This window comes from Paraglaciecola sp. G1-13 (assembly GCF_055809255.1).
Genome location: NZ_CM147903.1, coordinates 832225 through 849064, shown reverse-complemented (window position 1 = coordinate 849064; position 16840 = coordinate 832225). Strand labels below are relative to the sequence as shown.

Genomic DNA, 16840 nt, shown 5'->3' with positions numbered 1-16840 from the left:
TAATGCTTATTATGGGTTAGTCAAATTACAAATATGGTTAAGGTAATTGCTGGACGTCAATTACCTTAACAATTTGTCCACACTAAAAAAGGTTATAGCGATTGCGGTATTGGCTGGCAGAAAGGGTTGTCCAGCGTTTAAATGCTCGAGCAAAACTGGGCGCATTTATGTAGCCTAAACGCTGGGAAATCGTTTCAATGGGCAAAGTAGTACTACTCAAATACTCCATAGCAATGCGTCTACGTATTACGTCTAACTCTTTTTGATATGTCGTTCCGAGACTTTGTAGCTCCCTGCGCAACGTACGTGGTGATGTGGCGAGTGCCTTAGCCGCTTCCTCGAGTTTAGGAAACTGATCTGGTTGACGCAAAATAACGTGTGATAATCGTGTAATTAACCCTTCTTGCTGGCTGATTTTTGCAAGCATGTTCTGGCACAGTTGTTTGATCACTATCTGGGTTTTGATATCAACACTGCCCAAAGGTGCACTAAGATGTATCGCATCAAAATGTACACTGTGTTGCGCTTGGTTAAATTTGAATGCTAGGGGGCTTAATTGCGCGTCCCAATCATCCGGTTTTACATAAGTAACCGTGGCGTATTGTACAATGTCATCGCCTGCTAACAGTTTAATAATATTACGAATTGTGACTAAAGCCGCTTCACACATAAACGCGCGGATGGTGTCGTAATTTAAGACTTCAAACACCTCTAAGATTGCCTTTTCGCCACTGACGTTTAACGTTAACTTGAGCAGTGGCCCGCGTAACTTAAAGTAATCCACAATGACCTGCAATGCTTCACGCAAACTTGCACTGCTCGATGCAGCGTAACCAAGTAAACCGAGGTCAGTAAGTTTTAGGTGTTTGCCGAATGCGAGCCCTAAACGAGGGTTTTGCGTAACGTTGATACAGCGGGTAATAAACGCTTTGTGCTGGTTAAACGTGACGTTCACTTCGCCTCGTTCAAATTCTTTCTCAGTGAAAGGTAAGTCTACGAGTAACGCATCTGCTTGATAGCCTTCGCTTAGCAACCAACGGAAAAGTGCACTGGGGAAGTAAGTCGGCACCGCAGGCTCCGTGGCACCAAATGTGTCGCGCATATTGTTAGTCTCCAACGAGTGAGAACAAAGCTTACCACAGGTCAGCGCTTTGGCCACATATGCTAAGCAAGTGGCCAATTAGGCTATTCCACTGATCTCTTGTCTCCCTAGAATGGGACAACATTATTTTGACCTACTGCACTTACAGTCATTAGACCCATAGAGATATAACAATGCTAAAAAAACACCTTATGCGCTATATGACCAAAGCCATCTCAAGCGATGTACTGCTTAATATTAAGCGCTCTGTCGCAGAAAGTAAGCGAGCAATAACACTTAGAAAACATACACTTGAAATTTTTGTCAGTATAACTGATCCCTATAGCTATTTACTTCTTCAAGTATTACCTGAAATCAAAGTACGCTATGGCGTTCAAATCAGGCTGTTCACCGTACACGATAAACAACAAGAGATGTTTCCCGATTTAGAAAAATGGCAGAGCAATAGTTTACTTGATTGCACTAGGCTCGCTGCTTTATACGAGCTAGAGTTTCCGCCATTAGCATCTTACCGCCCTAAAGCTGAGTTCGAACTCGCCCAGTATTGGGGAGCGATGCTGGAAGCTGAGCATAGCGATACAGCAGTAGAGGATATGCGGGGAATTTTTCAACAATACTGGCAAGACATTCCCTGCCCACTCGTTACTAAAAACCGGAATGAAAATATTTCGATGCCACTAACGCTGTCTAAGACAATTGCAGATAATGAGGGGTATCTTGCCGAACAAGGGCACTATTTACCTGGCACAATCAAATATGCAGGTGAATGGTATTGGGCGATAGATCGGCTTGTTCACCTTGAAAAGCGTCTAAACTCATTGCTCTTTGCACCTAGCTCGCAAGAGATAAAATACGACCGCCAGACGAAAATCTCTTTGACTTCCCCGTTGAAGTTAAAGGCTATTGCAGATCCAGTCATTCTGTATTTTTCAGCTCGTAGTCCCTATTCCTATTTAGGCTTAGAGTTAGCGATAAAATTGTGCCAACAGTATGCTTGCGAACTGATTGTAAAACCTGTGTTACCCATGATGATGCGCGGCATGAACGTACCACAAACCAAGAAGATGTATATTTTTCATGACACGAAACGCGAAGCTAAGAAACAGGGCATTCCTTACGGTTTTGTGGCCGATCCCTTGGGCAAAGCCGTGGAAAACTGCTATTCACTATTTGCTATGGCCAAGGCCCAAGGCAAAGAGATAACCTACCTGCTCGAATTCGCTCGCGCCGTGAACAGCCAAGGCATATTGGCTGACAACGAGAAAGGTATGCGCATCATCGCACAGCGCAGTGGCCTTGAGTGGGAAGAGGCGAAAAAAGAACTTCGTAGCCAGTCGTGGCGTAAAGACGTTGAAGCCAATATGGATGAACTTAACGCATTGGGTTTATGGGGCGTTCCCTGTTTTCGATTTCAGGATACGGTCACTTGGGGTCAGGATCGCCTCTGGGTCATCGATCAAGCGATACAGGCCAATACCTGACCTTAAATGCGGGCCTAAAGTGTGGACTAGAGTATGTAGCCAGCCGAGAAAACTCACGCGATAGCGATTGGCTTAAGCCGCAGACATCACAACCTTATAAGATTTTTATTTTATCATGACACCCATGCTAATTTTACCTAGCTCATATCTTATTGTGACACCCACGTTAATCTGATCTAGCTCAGGTTAAAAACACTATGCTGACATCCATGATAAAACCCTTCTCGTTTCAAAAACTGAACTAAAATCATTAAGTATCTTATTCATCATGGTGTACGCATTGTGCCTCAACCTAGAAAAAACCAAATCAGCCTAATTGATACCCCCTATTACCACTGCATTTCACGATGTGTTCGGCGCTCTTACCTGTGTGGGATTGATAAATACTCTGGTCAAAGTTACGAGCACCGTCGAGGTTGGGTTGAGGATCGTTTACTATTTTTGTCGACCGTATTTTCCATCAGCATTTGTGCATACGCAGTAATGAGTAATCACACACATATAGTACTACACGTAGATGATTCAGCAGCGAATGATTGGAAAATTGACGAGGTATTACGCCGCTATCACAAAATACATAAGGGCACCTTACTCACGCAAAAGTACGTCTGTGGTGATAAACTCACTCCAGGTGAGCTGATTACCTTTGATGAAACTGTTGAGCTATATCGAAAGCGTTTGTACGACATCAGTTGGTTTATGCGTGACATCAATGAATATATTGCCAGAGAGGCGAATAAAGAGGACTGTTGCACTGGTCGATTTTGGGAAGGGCGATTTAAATCTCAAGCATTGTTAGATGAAAGTGCACTGTTAGCATGTATGGCCTATGTTGACTTAAACCCCGTTCGAGCTAAAGTTGAAAAAACGCCTAAAACCTCAAAATACAGCAGTATAAAAAAACGACTGCAAGCTTTTAATAATAAGCAACAACAACCAAAAAATTTGATGCCCTTTATAGGCAATCCGAAACAAAACTCCCCTAAGGGCCTCAGCTATTCACTTGAAAACTATTGCGACCTAGTACAAACCACCAGCCGCAGTATTATTGATGACAAAGCCGATCATATCGAAAAATACCAAAGCCCAATTTTACAACAGTTAGGCTTAGATTCAGCGCAATGGTTAATTTTAGTGACTGAGTTCGAAAAGCACTTCTTTTGTGCCGCAGGTGCAGAGCTGATAATGAACACCTTCAAACGGCATACCCATCATCAACGTATTAGAGGTATGGGAAAAGCCAGAGAGTTACTTAAACGAGCGTAACTTTAACTATTAAAATCTGCGAAAATCATCTCGGATGTACATTTTCGCAGGCGCTTTACGCCTTAAATTCATGCCATCCTTCATTTCTACTCACAAGACGCAAATATCAGATAAATAAAAGTAACACGTACCCACTAATCTCTTTTATCACGAAAGCACTCGCCTACTTTGAGCCTGAGCTACTTTCACCAAATCTTATTATCGGTGTGACAGTAACGGTCTTAGGTCTAAACATGGGTGTCTTGATATTAGTTTTAGAGGTATGGGAAAAGCCAGAGAGTTACTTAAACGAGCGTAACTTTAACCATTAAAATCTGCGAAAATCATCTCGGATATACATTTTCGCAAGCGCTTTACGCCGTAAATTCATGCCATCCTTCATTTTTACTCACAAGACGCAAAAATCAGATAAATAAAAGTAACGTATACCCACTAGTCTCTTTTATCACGAAAGCACTCGCCTACCTTGAGCCTGAGCTACTTTCACCAAATCTTATTATCGGTGTGACAGTAACGGTCTTAGGTCTAAACATGGGTGTCTTGATATTAGTTTGTGCGTGATGGAGTTCACGAAGTAATGATGTGGTAGGGCAACGAGATAACACCGGTGGTGCGGCGACATTAACGGCTAGGGTTTGAAGCTGGGCGGCTGTTTACTTAGACAATTTATCATGGGTGTCATTTTATCGGTTTCATTTTATCGGTTCTCACTTAGACAATGTATTATGGGTGTCATGATATTGGTTGGTTGGTGGTGAGGCGTGATACTACTGTGTATCAACTGCTGGGGTTGCGGCCTTATTCATTGACTTTGTAGCCCAGTGTTTGTATCGTCTCGCCCGCTATTCTAGGTGCCTGTTGGTTGTGAGCCATTTCAACTGAACAGGGTAAACGGGAAGTATGGTGTCACCAGACAAACATGGCTGTCTAGGTTAACCCATCGCTGCCCCCGCAACGGTAAGCGTCCTTTGAGATGTCAGCCCGACACCGGCCTATGAACTAGTTATTTACGAATGAAGCGGAGGGCTTCATTAGAATGCACCTATCAAATTAACTTGTTGGTGGCTTTAGTTTTGACGCTATCTTATCCTTTTTAAACGTCATTTCACTGCATATCGCCGCAAGATTATTATAATTCACGCATTTTACCCCTCCTTCGATCGTTAACTTTTTTCAGATTGAGGAACACACATGCAACACCGTCCATTGGCTATCGCCATCTCTCTCGCCTTTGCTGTAAGCCCAGCTATCGCACAAACTACTGATGCTCAGGCAGCTAATTCAACAGACGTTGCTAGCAAAACCGACCGCCCGCTTGAACGTATGGTTGTAGTGTCAAGCCGGGTAGCTATGCCCATTCGTGAAATCGCTACGTCTGTATCAATTATGACCCGGGATGAAATTGAAACCCGTGGTTATATCAATTTAGCAGATGTGCTACGCACCCAGCCATCAGTGACTGTGACAGGCAGTGGTAGCGTAGGCTCAGCCACCAGCTTACGTATTCGCGGTGAAGAAGGTTACCGCACGTTGGTACGTATTGATGGCGTTGATGTTTCTGACCCAACCGGCACTCAAGTCGGCCCTAAATTTGGGCAAATACAAAGTAGCAACATCAACCGTGTTGAAATACTCCGTGGTAGCCAGGGTTTAGTGTATGGCGCGGATGCTGGCGGGGTGATCAATATTGAAACCGCTAACGGAGTGGGCGCGCCCTCTGGTCACGTTTCAGCAGAATATGGGCGCTATAACGCGACCAATTTGGCGGCTGATGTAGGAGGCTCAAGAGATAAATTCGACTACTATGTTGCCGCATCTGACTTTTCAACCGATGGTTTTAACTCACTCATTGCTGACAATGAAACCCCAGACGCTGACGGATATGACAACACCACCCTTCATGCCCGGTTAGGCTACCAAGCCAGCGACAGTCTGCAACTTGGTTTTGTCGCACGTAATACCGATGCTGATGGCAAGTTTGATAATTGCGGCTTTGGTGAAACGGCTACCAATAACTGTACTAATGATTTCGAACAAACCAATGTTCGCGCCACGGCCAACTATGCACATGGAGCATCGGAGCATAAGTTTGCGCTGTCAAAAATGTTTATTGAGCGCAACAATTACACGCAAGGCGTGTTCAGTTTTGGCGCCAAGGGCTATACAGAAAGAGCGGAGTATTTAGGTAACACGGAACTGAATCAAGACTCTAGCTTAATTTACGGTATTGACTGGGAAAAAGAAGCCATTACCAGTACCGATGACGCGCGAATTCAGCGAGGTTATTACCTTGAATACCAAAGTGAAGTACTGAAAGACTTTTTCATTACCGCAGGTGTGCGCCATGACGACAACGAAGATTTCGGCGAGCACACGAGCTATCGGTTAAGCAGTGCTTATATTTGGGCAATCGGTGAGAACGAACTTAAGCTTCGCGGGGCCTACGGTACCGGTTTTAGAGCGCCAAGCTTATACGAAATCGGCTATAACGCTGGGCCTTTTGCTAGGGCACCAGCCACTGAAACCGATTTAAAAGAAGAAACCACCAAAGGCTATGAGGTTGGCCTAACCTACTCTTTGGCCTCTGGCTCACAGTTTGAAGCCACTTACTTTGATCAAAAGATAGAAGACAGCATTTACTTTGATCTCGCCGCTTTTTCGGGTTACTTACAAGACTTAGGCGAAAGCTCGTCCAAGGGTATCGAGCTCATTGCAGACGTGCTTGTTACCGATACTATTGGTGTCACCGCTAATTATACCTACAACGATACTGAAGATACCGCTGGCGACCAGCGCCGCCGTCGCCCCCGTAACTCAGGTAGCGTCAGCGTGTATTACGACAATAACACTTGGAAGTTAGCCGCTAGCCTGCGCTCATCTCATGATTCGGTCGATGGCGTAGCACTCAAAGGCTATGAAGTGATGGATATCAGTGCACGTTATACGGTTAATCAAAATTTAAGCCTGACCGCCCGTATTGAAAATGCCTTTGATGCGAACTACCAAGACATTGCAGCTTATAACACCTCAGGTGCGGCGGGTTACATTGGTGCTCAGTACCAGTTTTAATCGCTGAATATTGAAAAGCATTTACGTTTTATCTAACTCAAAAGGGATGCCGCGGCATCCCTTTTTTAAGGGTTAGTTTTGTCCAAATCAGCCTTAGCTTCCCATAAAAAAAGCTAACCGTTTCGGGTTAGCTTTGTTAATCAGTCATTGTTAGTTAAAGCCTATGCACTAGGCAGTTAAGCCGCAACCTGTTTATGTTTATTATGTGCTAGCACTAATAAAATCAAACCAATCACCACCACGACTGCACCGATTGGCTTGCCTAAATCTGGTGATAAGTTAAAGCCGATAGCCGCAGTCATAATATAAGAAACGGTAACGCCAGTGGTGATCACAGCTGGAATACTCGCAATCCAATGGAAGGTGCCTCTGTCAAACAAGTACTTGGTCGCTAACCACAACACGCTAGTTGAAAGCAACATATTGGAAAACGCGAAGTAACGCCAAATCACCGTGAAGTCTAACTTTGTCATAAAATAGGCAATGGTCAAAATAGGCAGTGCTAGCAACAAGCGGTTACGGATACTTTGGGGAATGTTAAACGCGTCAACCACCGTCAAACGAAGCGAGCGAAACGCTGTATCACCAGAAGTGATCGGGAACACCGCGACCGCAACAATAGCCATGATTCCGCCAAATACACCTAAGTAACTATTGGCTACATGATTAACGACCAAACCTGGACCGCCCGTATCAAGCATAGCTTTGAGACCAGCGTATCCTTCGGGGAAGGCCGCAATACCTGCTAGTGCCCAAACACAGGCCACTATACCTTCACACACCATGGCGCCGTAATAGACTGGACGCACGTACTTTTCGTTAGTTAAACAACGGGCAATAATAGGGGCTTGGGTAGAATGAAAACCGCTGATCGCACCACAGGTGATAGTAACGAATAACAGGGGCCAAGTTGGCAACCCATCAGGATTAGGTGCTAAGAAATCATGAGCATGATCCGCTTCGAAGTATGCCCAAAAATCGCCGGTAACCGGCAAGTGCGGCGCATCAATAAGTAGGGCCACGGCAATCATACTGGTCATTACAATCATCAATAAACCAAAGATTGGGTAAAACTTAGTGATAATTTTATCGATAGGTAACAAGGTCGCTAAAAAGTAGTAACCCAAAATCACTAATACCCAGAAGGTATTGTCCGCCAATATGGTCCCTTGAAACGAGTCTAAGTTACTTAATAGACCCGCCGGACTCATAATAAACACCACCCCCACAAAAAATAAGAGCATAGCGGTAAATATCAGCATGAATCCCTTAAAGACCACATTGTAATAGTGCCCAGCAATCTCAGGCAGACTCTTGCCATCTTCTTTGATGCTCATCACACCTGAGAAATAATCATGCACAGCGCCGCCTAACACATTACCAATCACAATCCACACTAATGCGACCGGGCCGTATAAAGCACCTAATATCGGCCCGAAGATAGGCCCAACACCGGCGATGTTCAAAAACTGAATGAGAAACGCACGTACCGGGTGAATAGGCACATAATCCACGCCTTCGCTAAAGCGAGTTTGTGGCGTGGCAACCGTGGGGTCGATCCCTGCTTGTTTTTCAACAAAGGGGCTATAAAACTTATAACCGAGGATCAAGATAGTGATACAAATAAAAAAAACGATCATAACAGCGCGTATCTCTGTTCAAAGTGATTCGAATTAGAGCGCGCCCAGCGCACCCCGCTTTTCATTCCATGAAGTTGTTTCATTGATTAACAGAACGTTAATTTGAGCGCGAGATAATAACAAAGTCCGTTAAAACAAAACATGATAAACGAGACTATTTCAGACGTTGATCACAAGAAAATGTAACTAAGTTGCATTTATGCCTAACTATTAAGCACACATATAAACTGGTAAGACCTATATTTACAGCGAGTGAGTATACACAGGGCTTACAGCGCTGTTCGACAGGTTTAGTTTGCTGTTCTTTTTTCCATCAACGCCTCAGCCAATTCATAATTACCTTGACTTAACGCTATATCCACCAAGCTATTGCCTGAACTGTCTTTGGCCGTTAAATTGGCTCCCGCTTCGGTTAACGCTGAGATAGTATCCGTGCGATTGAAAAGCGTAGCAAACATAGCGGCGGTTTGGCCGTTGCTATTGGCTTGATCAATATCGCAATCAGCGCTAATAAGTGCCTTTATCGCTCCGAAATTCCCCTTGAAGATAGCGCCCATCAAAGCGGTGTTTCCTGAGTTGTCTTCTTGACAAGCATTTACATCAGCATGAGCTAACAAATATTCTACCGCATCGGTTTTGCCATGATAGGCCGATAGAATAAGCGCGGTATAGCCTTTTTGGTCTGCAACATTTGGGCTTAGCCCGGCAGTGTAATACGCACGTAAAGTGGGGATATCACCTTGCCGTGCTGCATCAAAGTAAACCGTTTGTAGGTGTGTGCCATCAACAGGCTGTGTTTGGCCCGCAAAGGCTAATGTTGACGCTAATATCAAAAAGCAGCATGTCATTAAAATTTTTAGTGGTAAATAGATGATGCTATTCATGCCTTATTCCTCTTATGCTTGCTAAAACATAATGTTTAGCAAAAAAATTGGCGTGCCGGGTGTTCTACCCTTAACACGCCATTATTACTGATTTTACCTGAGCCTTGCTTTTACACATCGCATCTTGCTCGAGCGCATATTTGTGATGACATGCAAGCAGCGGCTAGATGCTAGATGTGAACTGCTTACAACTCAGCCTTGTATGAAATACGGCTGAAATCATCAGCGACTTTCTTGGCACGCTTTTCAAGTGCAGCTTGGTTGTCCATCAATTGCTTGGCGGTCGCTTTCACTTTGCTTATTGGTGCACTGGCTAATTTAGCCACGCCTGTTCCGTAATGTTTGTCAGCGTTGTACATATATGCACTGATAATCACGCGGATTTCTTCTTCAGGAACACCTGCTAAGGTTGTGCCTAAGTTTTCAATCAAGTGCTGCTGCTCTACTTTGCTAAATGAACGGAATTTCTCACCGGCTTGGGCAAAGTTACGCTGTTTGTAGAACGGCGCTTGTTGAGTCGTTCCCGACAAAGGCGTTTGGGCATATTTGTACTGGTTGTCGTCATCTAATGCTACGCGGCGACTTGGTTGATAATTCACATCACGTGTGCTGTTGGTGGTGCGCAATTTACCGTGTTGCTCGTGGTTATTGATCGCAGCATTACGTGGTGCATTAATCGGAATTCGGTATGCGTTTACGCCGATTCTGTAACGCTGCGTATCAGCATAAGAGAATAAACGACCTTGTAGCATTCTGTCTTCAGATGGCTCAATACCGGGTATCAAGTTACTTGGTGCAAACGCGGCTTGTTCTGTTTCTTCAAAAAAGTTATCAGGCACACGGTTAAGGGTTAACTTGCCGATTTTCTTGGCTGGAATAAGCGATTCAGGCCAGATTTTGGTGGTATCTAACGGGTTAAAGTCGAAGTCATCAAGTTGCTGGGGCTCCATCGTTTGTAAGTACAGATCCCAAGAAGCGGTTTCGCCTTTTTCACCAATACGGGTGTAAATATCCGTCGTCATCGGCTGAAAGTCTTTACCTTGCATTTCTTGCGCTTCTTGGGCGGTAAAGTTCTTCTGACCTTGCTTGGTTTTCCACGTTAGTTTGAAATATTTCACTTGGCCTTTGGCATTCACAAATTTAAAGGCATGAACACTTGAGCCATCCATATTCAGGTAGCTCTTTGGCGTACCCATGTCTGAAAACAAATGCGTTAGCATGTGAGTGGACTCAGGCACATGAGAGAAAAAGTCGAACAAACGTGCTGCGCTTTGTTTGTTCGTCACGGGTGACGGCTTAAGGCTGTGCACCATATCTGGGAATTTGATTGCATCACGAATAAAGAAAATCGGGAAGTTGTTACCAACTAAATCCCAGTTACCTTGCTCGGTGTAAAACTTGACTGCGAATCCACGAGGGTCGCGCAACGTTTCAGGAGATTGATGACCATGGATAACCGCAGAGAAACGCACAAATACGTCTGTTTTCTTGTTTTCGCTTTGAAACGGTGCTGCAACCGTTATGTCTGAAAGGTCAACGTAGTTTTCATAGTAGCCGTGAACGCCGGTGCCACGGGCATGCACTACTCGCTCTGGTGTGCGCTCTCTGTCAAACGCAGCTAATTTTTCAATTAAGTGGCTGTCTTGTAATAACACTGGGCCCCATGGTCCAGCAGTTTGTGAATTTTGGTTATCGCCCACTGGCGCACCATTTTGGCGAGTCAACGTTTCTGCGCTGGACATAGTAGCAACGCTAAAAAGCGTAGCCGCAATAAGAAGTGAAGCTTTTATTTTCATTTTAGTTCTCCGAGGAAATCTTAAGTATCCCAAGCGCCTTTGTGTGTTCGGTACTTAATCAACTTTTATTATTTTTATAACCAGAAGACGACGCCTTAAAGGGCAAGTACTTCTGGTTACGTGAGTTGAAAGCAAGCCGCTATCTGTTGTTGCGAACTACTTTTAACGGCCTATTTCTGGGCTGGACTGAAGTATGCTGAGAAAGGGAAAATCAATAAAATGATTAAACAAGATTGTGGCAATCTAGAAATACGATGAAAGGAAAGTACGGTGACGTGCTAGCAAGATTACTAATACTGGCCCAGTGAATTTAAGCAGCAGTTAATTTAAGGAGCCGTTAATTCAAGGAGCAGTTAATTGAAAGTGCAATGACGTTAAAAATTCGGCGTACTTTTGCTACAGCGCCTTCCATTCAAGCGAGCAAGGTATACATTGCCATGAAAAGTTCATACACCTTTGTGTAGTCGTCAGCATTTATTCGCTATAGTGAGCCCTCAAAATGAGGCTATTAAGCGTGTTATTCGTTAGCTTGTGAAAATACCTGTTTTAACAACTTTCAGTTACCACTTTGTAGGAAATTGTATGCCCCTTTCTCGCTGGTTAATCGCTCTGGTTTCACTGACACTGAGCAGCTTTGCTCATGCTCAAGCAGGCAAGCCTTATATCATCATGGTGGGTGTTGATGGTTTGCGCCCTGCTAGCGTTACCCAAAAAAACATGCCGAATTTATACGCCCTTGGGCAGCAAGGCGTCACTGCAAAAAGCATGACGCCAGCGATGCCAACGAAGACCTTTGTCAATTTTTATTCTATCGCCACCGGGCTGCACCCAAAGCATCATGGGATAGTATCTAACTACCCGTTTGACAGGCCGCTCAATCGTAAATTTTCGCGCAATACGGATGCAACAGACCCTTACTGGTGGGGAGGAGAGCCCATTTGGATCACCGCTGAAAAGCAGGGGATGAAGGCTGCCACGTATTTTTGGGTCGGTTCAGAAGTGGATATTAATGAAGTCAGCCCTTCTTATCGAAAGACCTACAATCAAAACAAGGATTACGCTGAGCGAGTTACTGAAGTGTTGCAATGGTTGTCGCTTCCCGAAGCGCAACGACCACATCTTGTTACTTTGTATTTTTCCGCAGTGGACAGCGCGGCTCATGATTTCGGCGTCAATTCTACAGAAGAAATAAGTGCACTTGCACGCATTGACCAACATATTGGAGAGTTGCTCGCTGGGCTGCAGAAACTAAAGGGTTATCAAGACATAAATGTGGTGGTGGTTTCCGATCACGGCATGATTGACTTGAGCTCTGAACGAGTCATCAACCTAGACACTTTGGTAAATTGGTCAGATTTTGTCGTTTCAGACTGGCCTAAAGACACTTCCTCCGTATTTTCCCCCTTTTTGAACTTATATGGTGAACGTTCGCACGTAGACAGTGCATATCAAGCACTAACGATGAACCACATTGCGCATCTACGCGTGATAAAGCGCCCTGCACTCGCACAAAAATATCAGTTCAATCATCCTCAACGCGGCCCTGATCTTATGCTGTTAGCAGACCCTGGCTGGAGTATTTATGCCAGTCAAGATAAAAGCCAACCGAATGCATCGACATTAACACACACCGCAACCCATGGTTATGATAACCAAGCACCAGAAATGGCAGCGACCTTTATTGCGAACGGCCCAGCTTTTGCTAAACAGACGACTTCCAATCGTTTCGATAACATCGAAGTGTATAACTTAATTGCTTGTGCGCTGGGCATAAAACCCGCCCAAAACGACGGCAAGATGTCGAATGTTCGACACATTTTAAGTGCCGAGAAACAATCATGCTTGGCAGAACGCTGAGTTAGCTTAGGCTAAAAACGCTAACACCTTACGCAATAAGGGTTTTATTGCGTATAATGGCAACTAACAAACCAATCACCATGTTGGTACATCCCCTACAATTTTGGAGAGACCATGGACAAACAGACCAGTTCGCGAAATACCAGCGCCAAAGCATTACGCCTAAACCTAGACGAGAAAAAGTACGGCACGATCGTAGAAATTGGCGCAGGCCAAGAAGTCGCGAGGCAGTTTTTCTTAGCGGGTGCGGCGGCGGGTACCATCGCTAAAACCATGTCTGCTTATGATATGAAGTTCTCTGATGCTATTTACGGCGTACAAGAAGACAGACGTTATGTAAGTAAAGCGCGAGTCAAAGCCATGATGGAACAGGAGTTCGAGCTGGTACTTGATCGCGTCGGCGATACCCGTTCTCGCTCGTCTCGTTATTTTGCCTATGCCGCCACTGTTGCGGCAAAGAGTTTCAATCGTGCGAATGAATGCCATGCTTGGTGTGGTGTTCGCGTACAAATGTATCCTGGTGCTGAACCATCTGATATCACGGTTCACGTGCGCATGCTTGACGATAACGCGGAAGCCCAGCAGCAAGCGTTAGGTGTAATCGGTGTAAACCTCATTTATGCTGCTTACTACTATTTTGAAAATCCGAAAAAAATTATCGACTCGTTAACGGATAACATCAAAGCCAATCGAATCGAAATAGACTCAATTGAATTCAAGGGCCCCTACTTTGAAGATGTTGATAACCGCGCGAAAAACATTCATCTGATCAGAAGCTGGAAGACCCGCGCCATTATGTTTAAACCGGATGGTACCGTGGCGGTTCCTGCTGAAATGCTCTACAAAAAGAACGTACTGACCATTCGTGGTTCTTTTAGGCCCGTTACCAAACTGAACGTAGACATGATAGAGCAAGGGCAACTGGCTTTTGGCAAGCTACCCGGGGTAGAAAAAGGCAATACGGTTGCTATTGCCGAAATCACCCTGAACGACAGCCGAGGTAATGACGCAAAAGTCCCCTCTAAAGACATTATCGCCAGAGTGCAATTGCTTAACTCTTTGGGTTACAACGTGATGGTTTCGGATTACACCCGTTACTTCTCGCTACGTGCTTATTTCAGGCAATATACCAAGTTACAGATTGGTATAGTGGTGGGTATGATCAACATTAAACAAATTTTCGACGAGGAATCATACCGCGGGGTTGAAGGCGGAATTCTAGAAGGCTTTGGTAAGTTATTCCCGGATAACACCCGACTATTTGTTTACCCTGAACTGGATAGCGAAGGTGAATTAAACGACTTTACTTCGGTAAAAGTACCTGATCATCTGCGCTTTTTATATCGCCACTTATTAGAAAATAACTTTATTCAGGGCATCGATTGCAGCGACCCCAACTTGTTTAAGATATTCTCCCGAGACGTACTGAAACAGGTGACCAAAGGTAGAGGTGAGTGGGAAAATGCCCTACCTGAAGGCGCGGTCGAAGAAATTATGAAAAATAACTTTTTTGGATTTAAAGGCTAAATTCTAACTCCCGCCTATCGATAGATGACAAGGCTGACTCACATTTCAGCCTTGTGGTTTATTGTTCTAGATCAATTTTGATTTCTGTACGTTATTTATACTGCGCTTGTTACCCCTTATTTCACTGAGTTAACTTGCGAGCACACTTCATGCACCCATCTGTTACGTTAGATCCCGCTTTACTTGAAAAATATCCACTTCGTGGACCGCGATATACGTCTTATCCGACAGCGCCAAACTTCACCCCCTTATTCAAGCAAGCCGATTTCTTAAACGCTGCAGAGCAAAGTGATAACAAAAACCTCTCTTTATATGTACACATCCCGTTTTGCCATTATCTTTGCTACTACTGTGGCTGCAATAAAATTGTGACCCAGTTACAGACCAAAGCAAATGTGTACCTTAAGCATCTAATTGAAGAAATAAAGCAGCAAGCTAAGCACTTTGGGGCGAAAGCGGTTACTCACTTACACTTCGGCGGCGGAACACCCAATTTTCTAACAGACGATCAGTTACTGCAACTGATGAACGAGCTCAAAACGCATTTTTATTTCACCACTGACGCACAAATAAGTATCGAGATAGACCCAAGAGATATGACCGTTGGGCGTATTGATGCCATGGCAGACATGGGATTCAACCGTTTGAGTATCGGTTTACAAGATACAGATCCTAAAGTACAAAAAGCGATCAATAGAGTACAGTCGACGGAACTCATAGCGTCTTTGGTGGCTCGTGCCAAAGAGCGTCACTTTCGTTCAGTCAACTTGGATCTTATTTACGGCCTGCCTTTTCAAACCCCTGAAAGTTTTGCCAATACATTAGAGGCCGTACATGCGATGCAAGTGGAGCGGGTGTCACTGTTTAGCTATGCCCACTTACCAGAGCGTTTTGCTGCACAGCGAAAATTGTCAGTAGACGCCCTACCGGACACAGAGCAAAAGCTCGCGTTAATGCATCTAGCTGTAGATAAACTTACCCAATTTGGATATCAATTCATCGGCATAGATCACTTTGCTTTACCGAATGATGAATTAGCGCTAGCCCAACAAAACAACAGTTTAATGCGTAACTTCCAAGGCTATACCACGGGGCAAAATACCGACCTGCTAGGGTTAGGAGTATCTGCAATTAGCGCCGTGGGCGAGAGTTACAGCCAGAACCAAAAAGGACTTGCTGATTACTACTACGCCATCGAACACCAGAAATGCGCCCTTGAGAAAGGGTTGAAACTCAGCAAGGACGACCGTATTCGACGCCGAGTGATTAGCGACATTATGTGTAATTCCATGGTTGATAAAACCGCTATCTCTGTGTGCTTTGATATAGATTTTGATGAGTACTTTGCTAGCGAATTGCGTGGATTAACTATGTTTATTCAAGATGGTTTGATGCTAAATTTACCCCACGCACTTTACGTTCAGCCCAAAGCCCAACTCTTGTTACGCAGCATTTGCATGGCATTTGATGCCTATCTGGGGCTCGATACACAGCAGAAGTTTTCAGCGACGATATAGTAAAATACTACGCTATGTGATCAAGGAAGATCTGTGTTATACCTAAGGTGTATTTTGAGTTAAATCAAAGGAATAGACTCGATGGTCAACAGAAGTTTTCCTATTCATGGAAGTTTGTATATATGCGTAGAACTAGAGTTAATGATTATTCGTGCTCGCGGCCCAGCTAACACTGAAATGGTGTTGCAATACCAGCGCGAAATAAATCAATATAGAGAGCAGTTATGTGACAAACCATGGACCAGTTTGACTGTACTGAGTGGTGAGCCCTTATTGCCACCTGAAGCGGCAGGGATGATGGTTGAATCAATCAAGCAAGCTGAGCATATGAACCTTGTGGCCACAGCAATTGTGTTTGATGATGTACAATACAAATCTATAGCAGAGCAGTTTTGGGAAAGCATATATCAACGTACTTCCTTAAAATACGCATTTTTTGACGATGAAACATCCGCTAAAAAATGGCTGAAAGAAGAATTAAACGCAGCCCAGTCACAGTAGAACGTGCGTTTTTAGCTTTTAAATAAATCCCCTGAATGCATATGTCGTTGACGCTTTAGAAGTCATCGACAACGCAAACCCTTTACACCTTGCCTTACTTGCAGTGACCAACCTCTCCTTTCTAACTTGAGAACGAATGACTTGAGTACGAATGACTTGAGCATAAGCTATTAAGCGCGCTTAATAGCTTATTGCGAAAG

The 16840-nt window shown here is 44.3% G+C and carries 11 protein-coding genes and 1 riboswitch; of the genes, 7 read left to right on the top strand and 4 right to left on the bottom strand.

Features of this window, described 5'->3' with window-relative positions:
- Nucleotides 1-82: 82 nt before the first annotated feature.
- Nucleotides 83-1102 (bottom strand): AraC family transcriptional regulator, encoded by a 1020-nt coding sequence (locus tag AC0L6N_RS03480; protein ID WP_011573974.1) that lies wholly within the window; start codon nucleotides 1100-1102, stop codon nucleotides 83-85.
- A 173-nt stretch (nucleotides 1103-1275) separates the two neighbouring features.
- On the opposite strand from AC0L6N_RS03480, the gene AC0L6N_RS03475 reads away from it, so the two are divergent.
- The 3 genes from AC0L6N_RS03475 (at nucleotide 1276) to AC0L6N_RS03465 (ending at nucleotide 6918) form a co-directional block, all read left to right on the top strand.
- Entirely contained in the window at nucleotides 1276-2583 is a 1308-nt protein-coding gene (locus AC0L6N_RS03475) for a DsbA family protein (RefSeq protein ID WP_473478893.1), read from the top strand.
- Nucleotides 2584-2865: 282 nt separating this feature from the next.
- Nucleotides 2866-3849, top strand: a complete 984-nt coding sequence (locus AC0L6N_RS03470; RefSeq protein WP_473478891.1) for a transposase — start codon at nucleotides 2866-2868, stop codon at nucleotides 3847-3849.
- An 832-nt stretch (nucleotides 3850-4681) separates the two neighbouring features.
- Nucleotides 4682-4859, top strand: a riboswitch (cobalamin riboswitch).
- A gap of 181 nt (nucleotides 4860-5040) precedes the next feature.
- Complete coding sequence (locus tag AC0L6N_RS03465) at nucleotides 5041-6918, top strand: TonB-dependent receptor plug domain-containing protein (protein ID WP_473478888.1); 1878 nt, start codon at nucleotides 5041-5043, stop codon at nucleotides 6916-6918.
- Nucleotides 6919-7094: 176 nt separating this feature from the next.
- Here the strand turns inward: AC0L6N_RS03465 and AC0L6N_RS03460 are convergent, their stop codons facing one another.
- The 3 genes from AC0L6N_RS03460 to AC0L6N_RS03450 all read right to left on the bottom strand — a co-directional run bounded on the left by AC0L6N_RS03460 (nucleotide 7095) and on the right by AC0L6N_RS03450 (nucleotide 11238).
- Complete coding sequence (locus AC0L6N_RS03460) at nucleotides 7095-8558, bottom strand: carbon starvation CstA family protein (protein ID WP_473478886.1); 1464 nt, start codon at nucleotides 8556-8558, stop codon at nucleotides 7095-7097.
- A 290-nt stretch (nucleotides 8559-8848) separates the two neighbouring features.
- On the bottom strand, nucleotides 8849-9442 hold the full coding sequence (locus AC0L6N_RS03455; protein ID WP_473478883.1) for an ankyrin repeat domain-containing protein: 594 nt from the start codon (nucleotides 9440-9442) through the stop codon (nucleotides 8849-8851).
- A 185-nt stretch (nucleotides 9443-9627) separates the two neighbouring features.
- The gene (locus AC0L6N_RS03450) at nucleotides 9628-11238 is read right to left on the bottom strand and encodes a catalase (protein ID WP_011573968.1); all 1611 of its coding nucleotides are present in this window, start codon (nucleotides 11236-11238) and stop codon (nucleotides 9628-9630) included.
- 582 nt (nucleotides 11239-11820) lie between these two features.
- On the opposite strand from AC0L6N_RS03450, the gene AC0L6N_RS03445 reads away from it, so the two are divergent.
- The 4 genes from AC0L6N_RS03445 (at nucleotide 11821) to AC0L6N_RS03430 (ending at nucleotide 16640) form a co-directional block, all read left to right on the top strand.
- Complete coding sequence (locus AC0L6N_RS03445) at nucleotides 11821-13095, top strand: alkaline phosphatase family protein (protein ID WP_473478881.1); 1275 nt, start codon at nucleotides 11821-11823, stop codon at nucleotides 13093-13095.
- A 114-nt stretch (nucleotides 13096-13209) separates the two neighbouring features.
- Nucleotides 13210-14622 (top strand): hypothetical protein, encoded by a 1413-nt coding sequence (locus tag AC0L6N_RS03440; protein WP_011573966.1) that lies wholly within the window; start codon nucleotides 13210-13212, stop codon nucleotides 14620-14622.
- A gap of 149 nt (nucleotides 14623-14771) precedes the next feature.
- The gene (gene hemN / locus AC0L6N_RS03435) at nucleotides 14772-16139 is read left to right on the top strand and encodes an oxygen-independent coproporphyrinogen III oxidase (protein WP_473478880.1); all 1368 of its coding nucleotides are present in this window, start codon (nucleotides 14772-14774) and stop codon (nucleotides 16137-16139) included.
- Between the two features lie 81 nt (nucleotides 16140-16220).
- A complete protein-coding gene (locus AC0L6N_RS03430) occupies nucleotides 16221-16640 on the top strand; it encodes a hypothetical protein (RefSeq protein ID WP_011573964.1) in 420 nt (139 codons plus the stop codon).
- The last annotated feature ends 200 nt before the right edge of the window (nucleotides 16641-16840 follow it).

Excerpts from the sequence above, each read along its gene's own strand:
- AC0L6N_RS03475 (WP_473478893.1), top strand. The coding sequence starts at position 1,276 with ATGCTAAAAAAACACCTTATGCGCTATATGACCAAAGCCATCTCAAGC.
- hemN (WP_473478880.1), top strand. The coding sequence starts at position 14,772 with ATGCACCCATCTGTTACGTTAGATCCCGCTTTACTTGAAAAATATCCA.
- AC0L6N_RS03455 (WP_473478883.1), bottom strand. The coding sequence starts at position 9,442 with ATGAATAGCATCATCTATTTACCACTAAAAATTTTAATGACATGCTGC.
- AC0L6N_RS03440 (WP_011573966.1), top strand. The coding sequence starts at position 13,210 with ATGGACAAACAGACCAGTTCGCGAAATACCAGCGCCAAAGCATTACGC.
- AC0L6N_RS03465 (WP_473478888.1), top strand. The coding sequence starts at position 5,041 with ATGCAACACCGTCCATTGGCTATCGCCATCTCTCTCGCCTTTGCTGTA.
- AC0L6N_RS03480 (WP_011573974.1), bottom strand. The coding sequence starts at position 1,102 with ATGCGCGACACATTTGGTGCCACGGAGCCTGCGGTGCCGACTTACTTC.
- AC0L6N_RS03430 (WP_011573964.1), top strand. The coding sequence starts at position 16,221 with ATGGTCAACAGAAGTTTTCCTATTCATGGAAGTTTGTATATATGCGTA.
- AC0L6N_RS03450 (WP_011573968.1), bottom strand. The coding sequence starts at position 11,238 with ATGAAAATAAAAGCTTCACTTCTTATTGCGGCTACGCTTTTTAGCGTT.
- AC0L6N_RS03460 (WP_473478886.1), bottom strand. The coding sequence starts at position 8,558 with ATGATCGTTTTTTTTATTTGTATCACTATCTTGATCCTCGGTTATAAG.
- AC0L6N_RS03445 (WP_473478881.1), top strand. The coding sequence starts at position 11,821 with ATGCCCCTTTCTCGCTGGTTAATCGCTCTGGTTTCACTGACACTGAGC.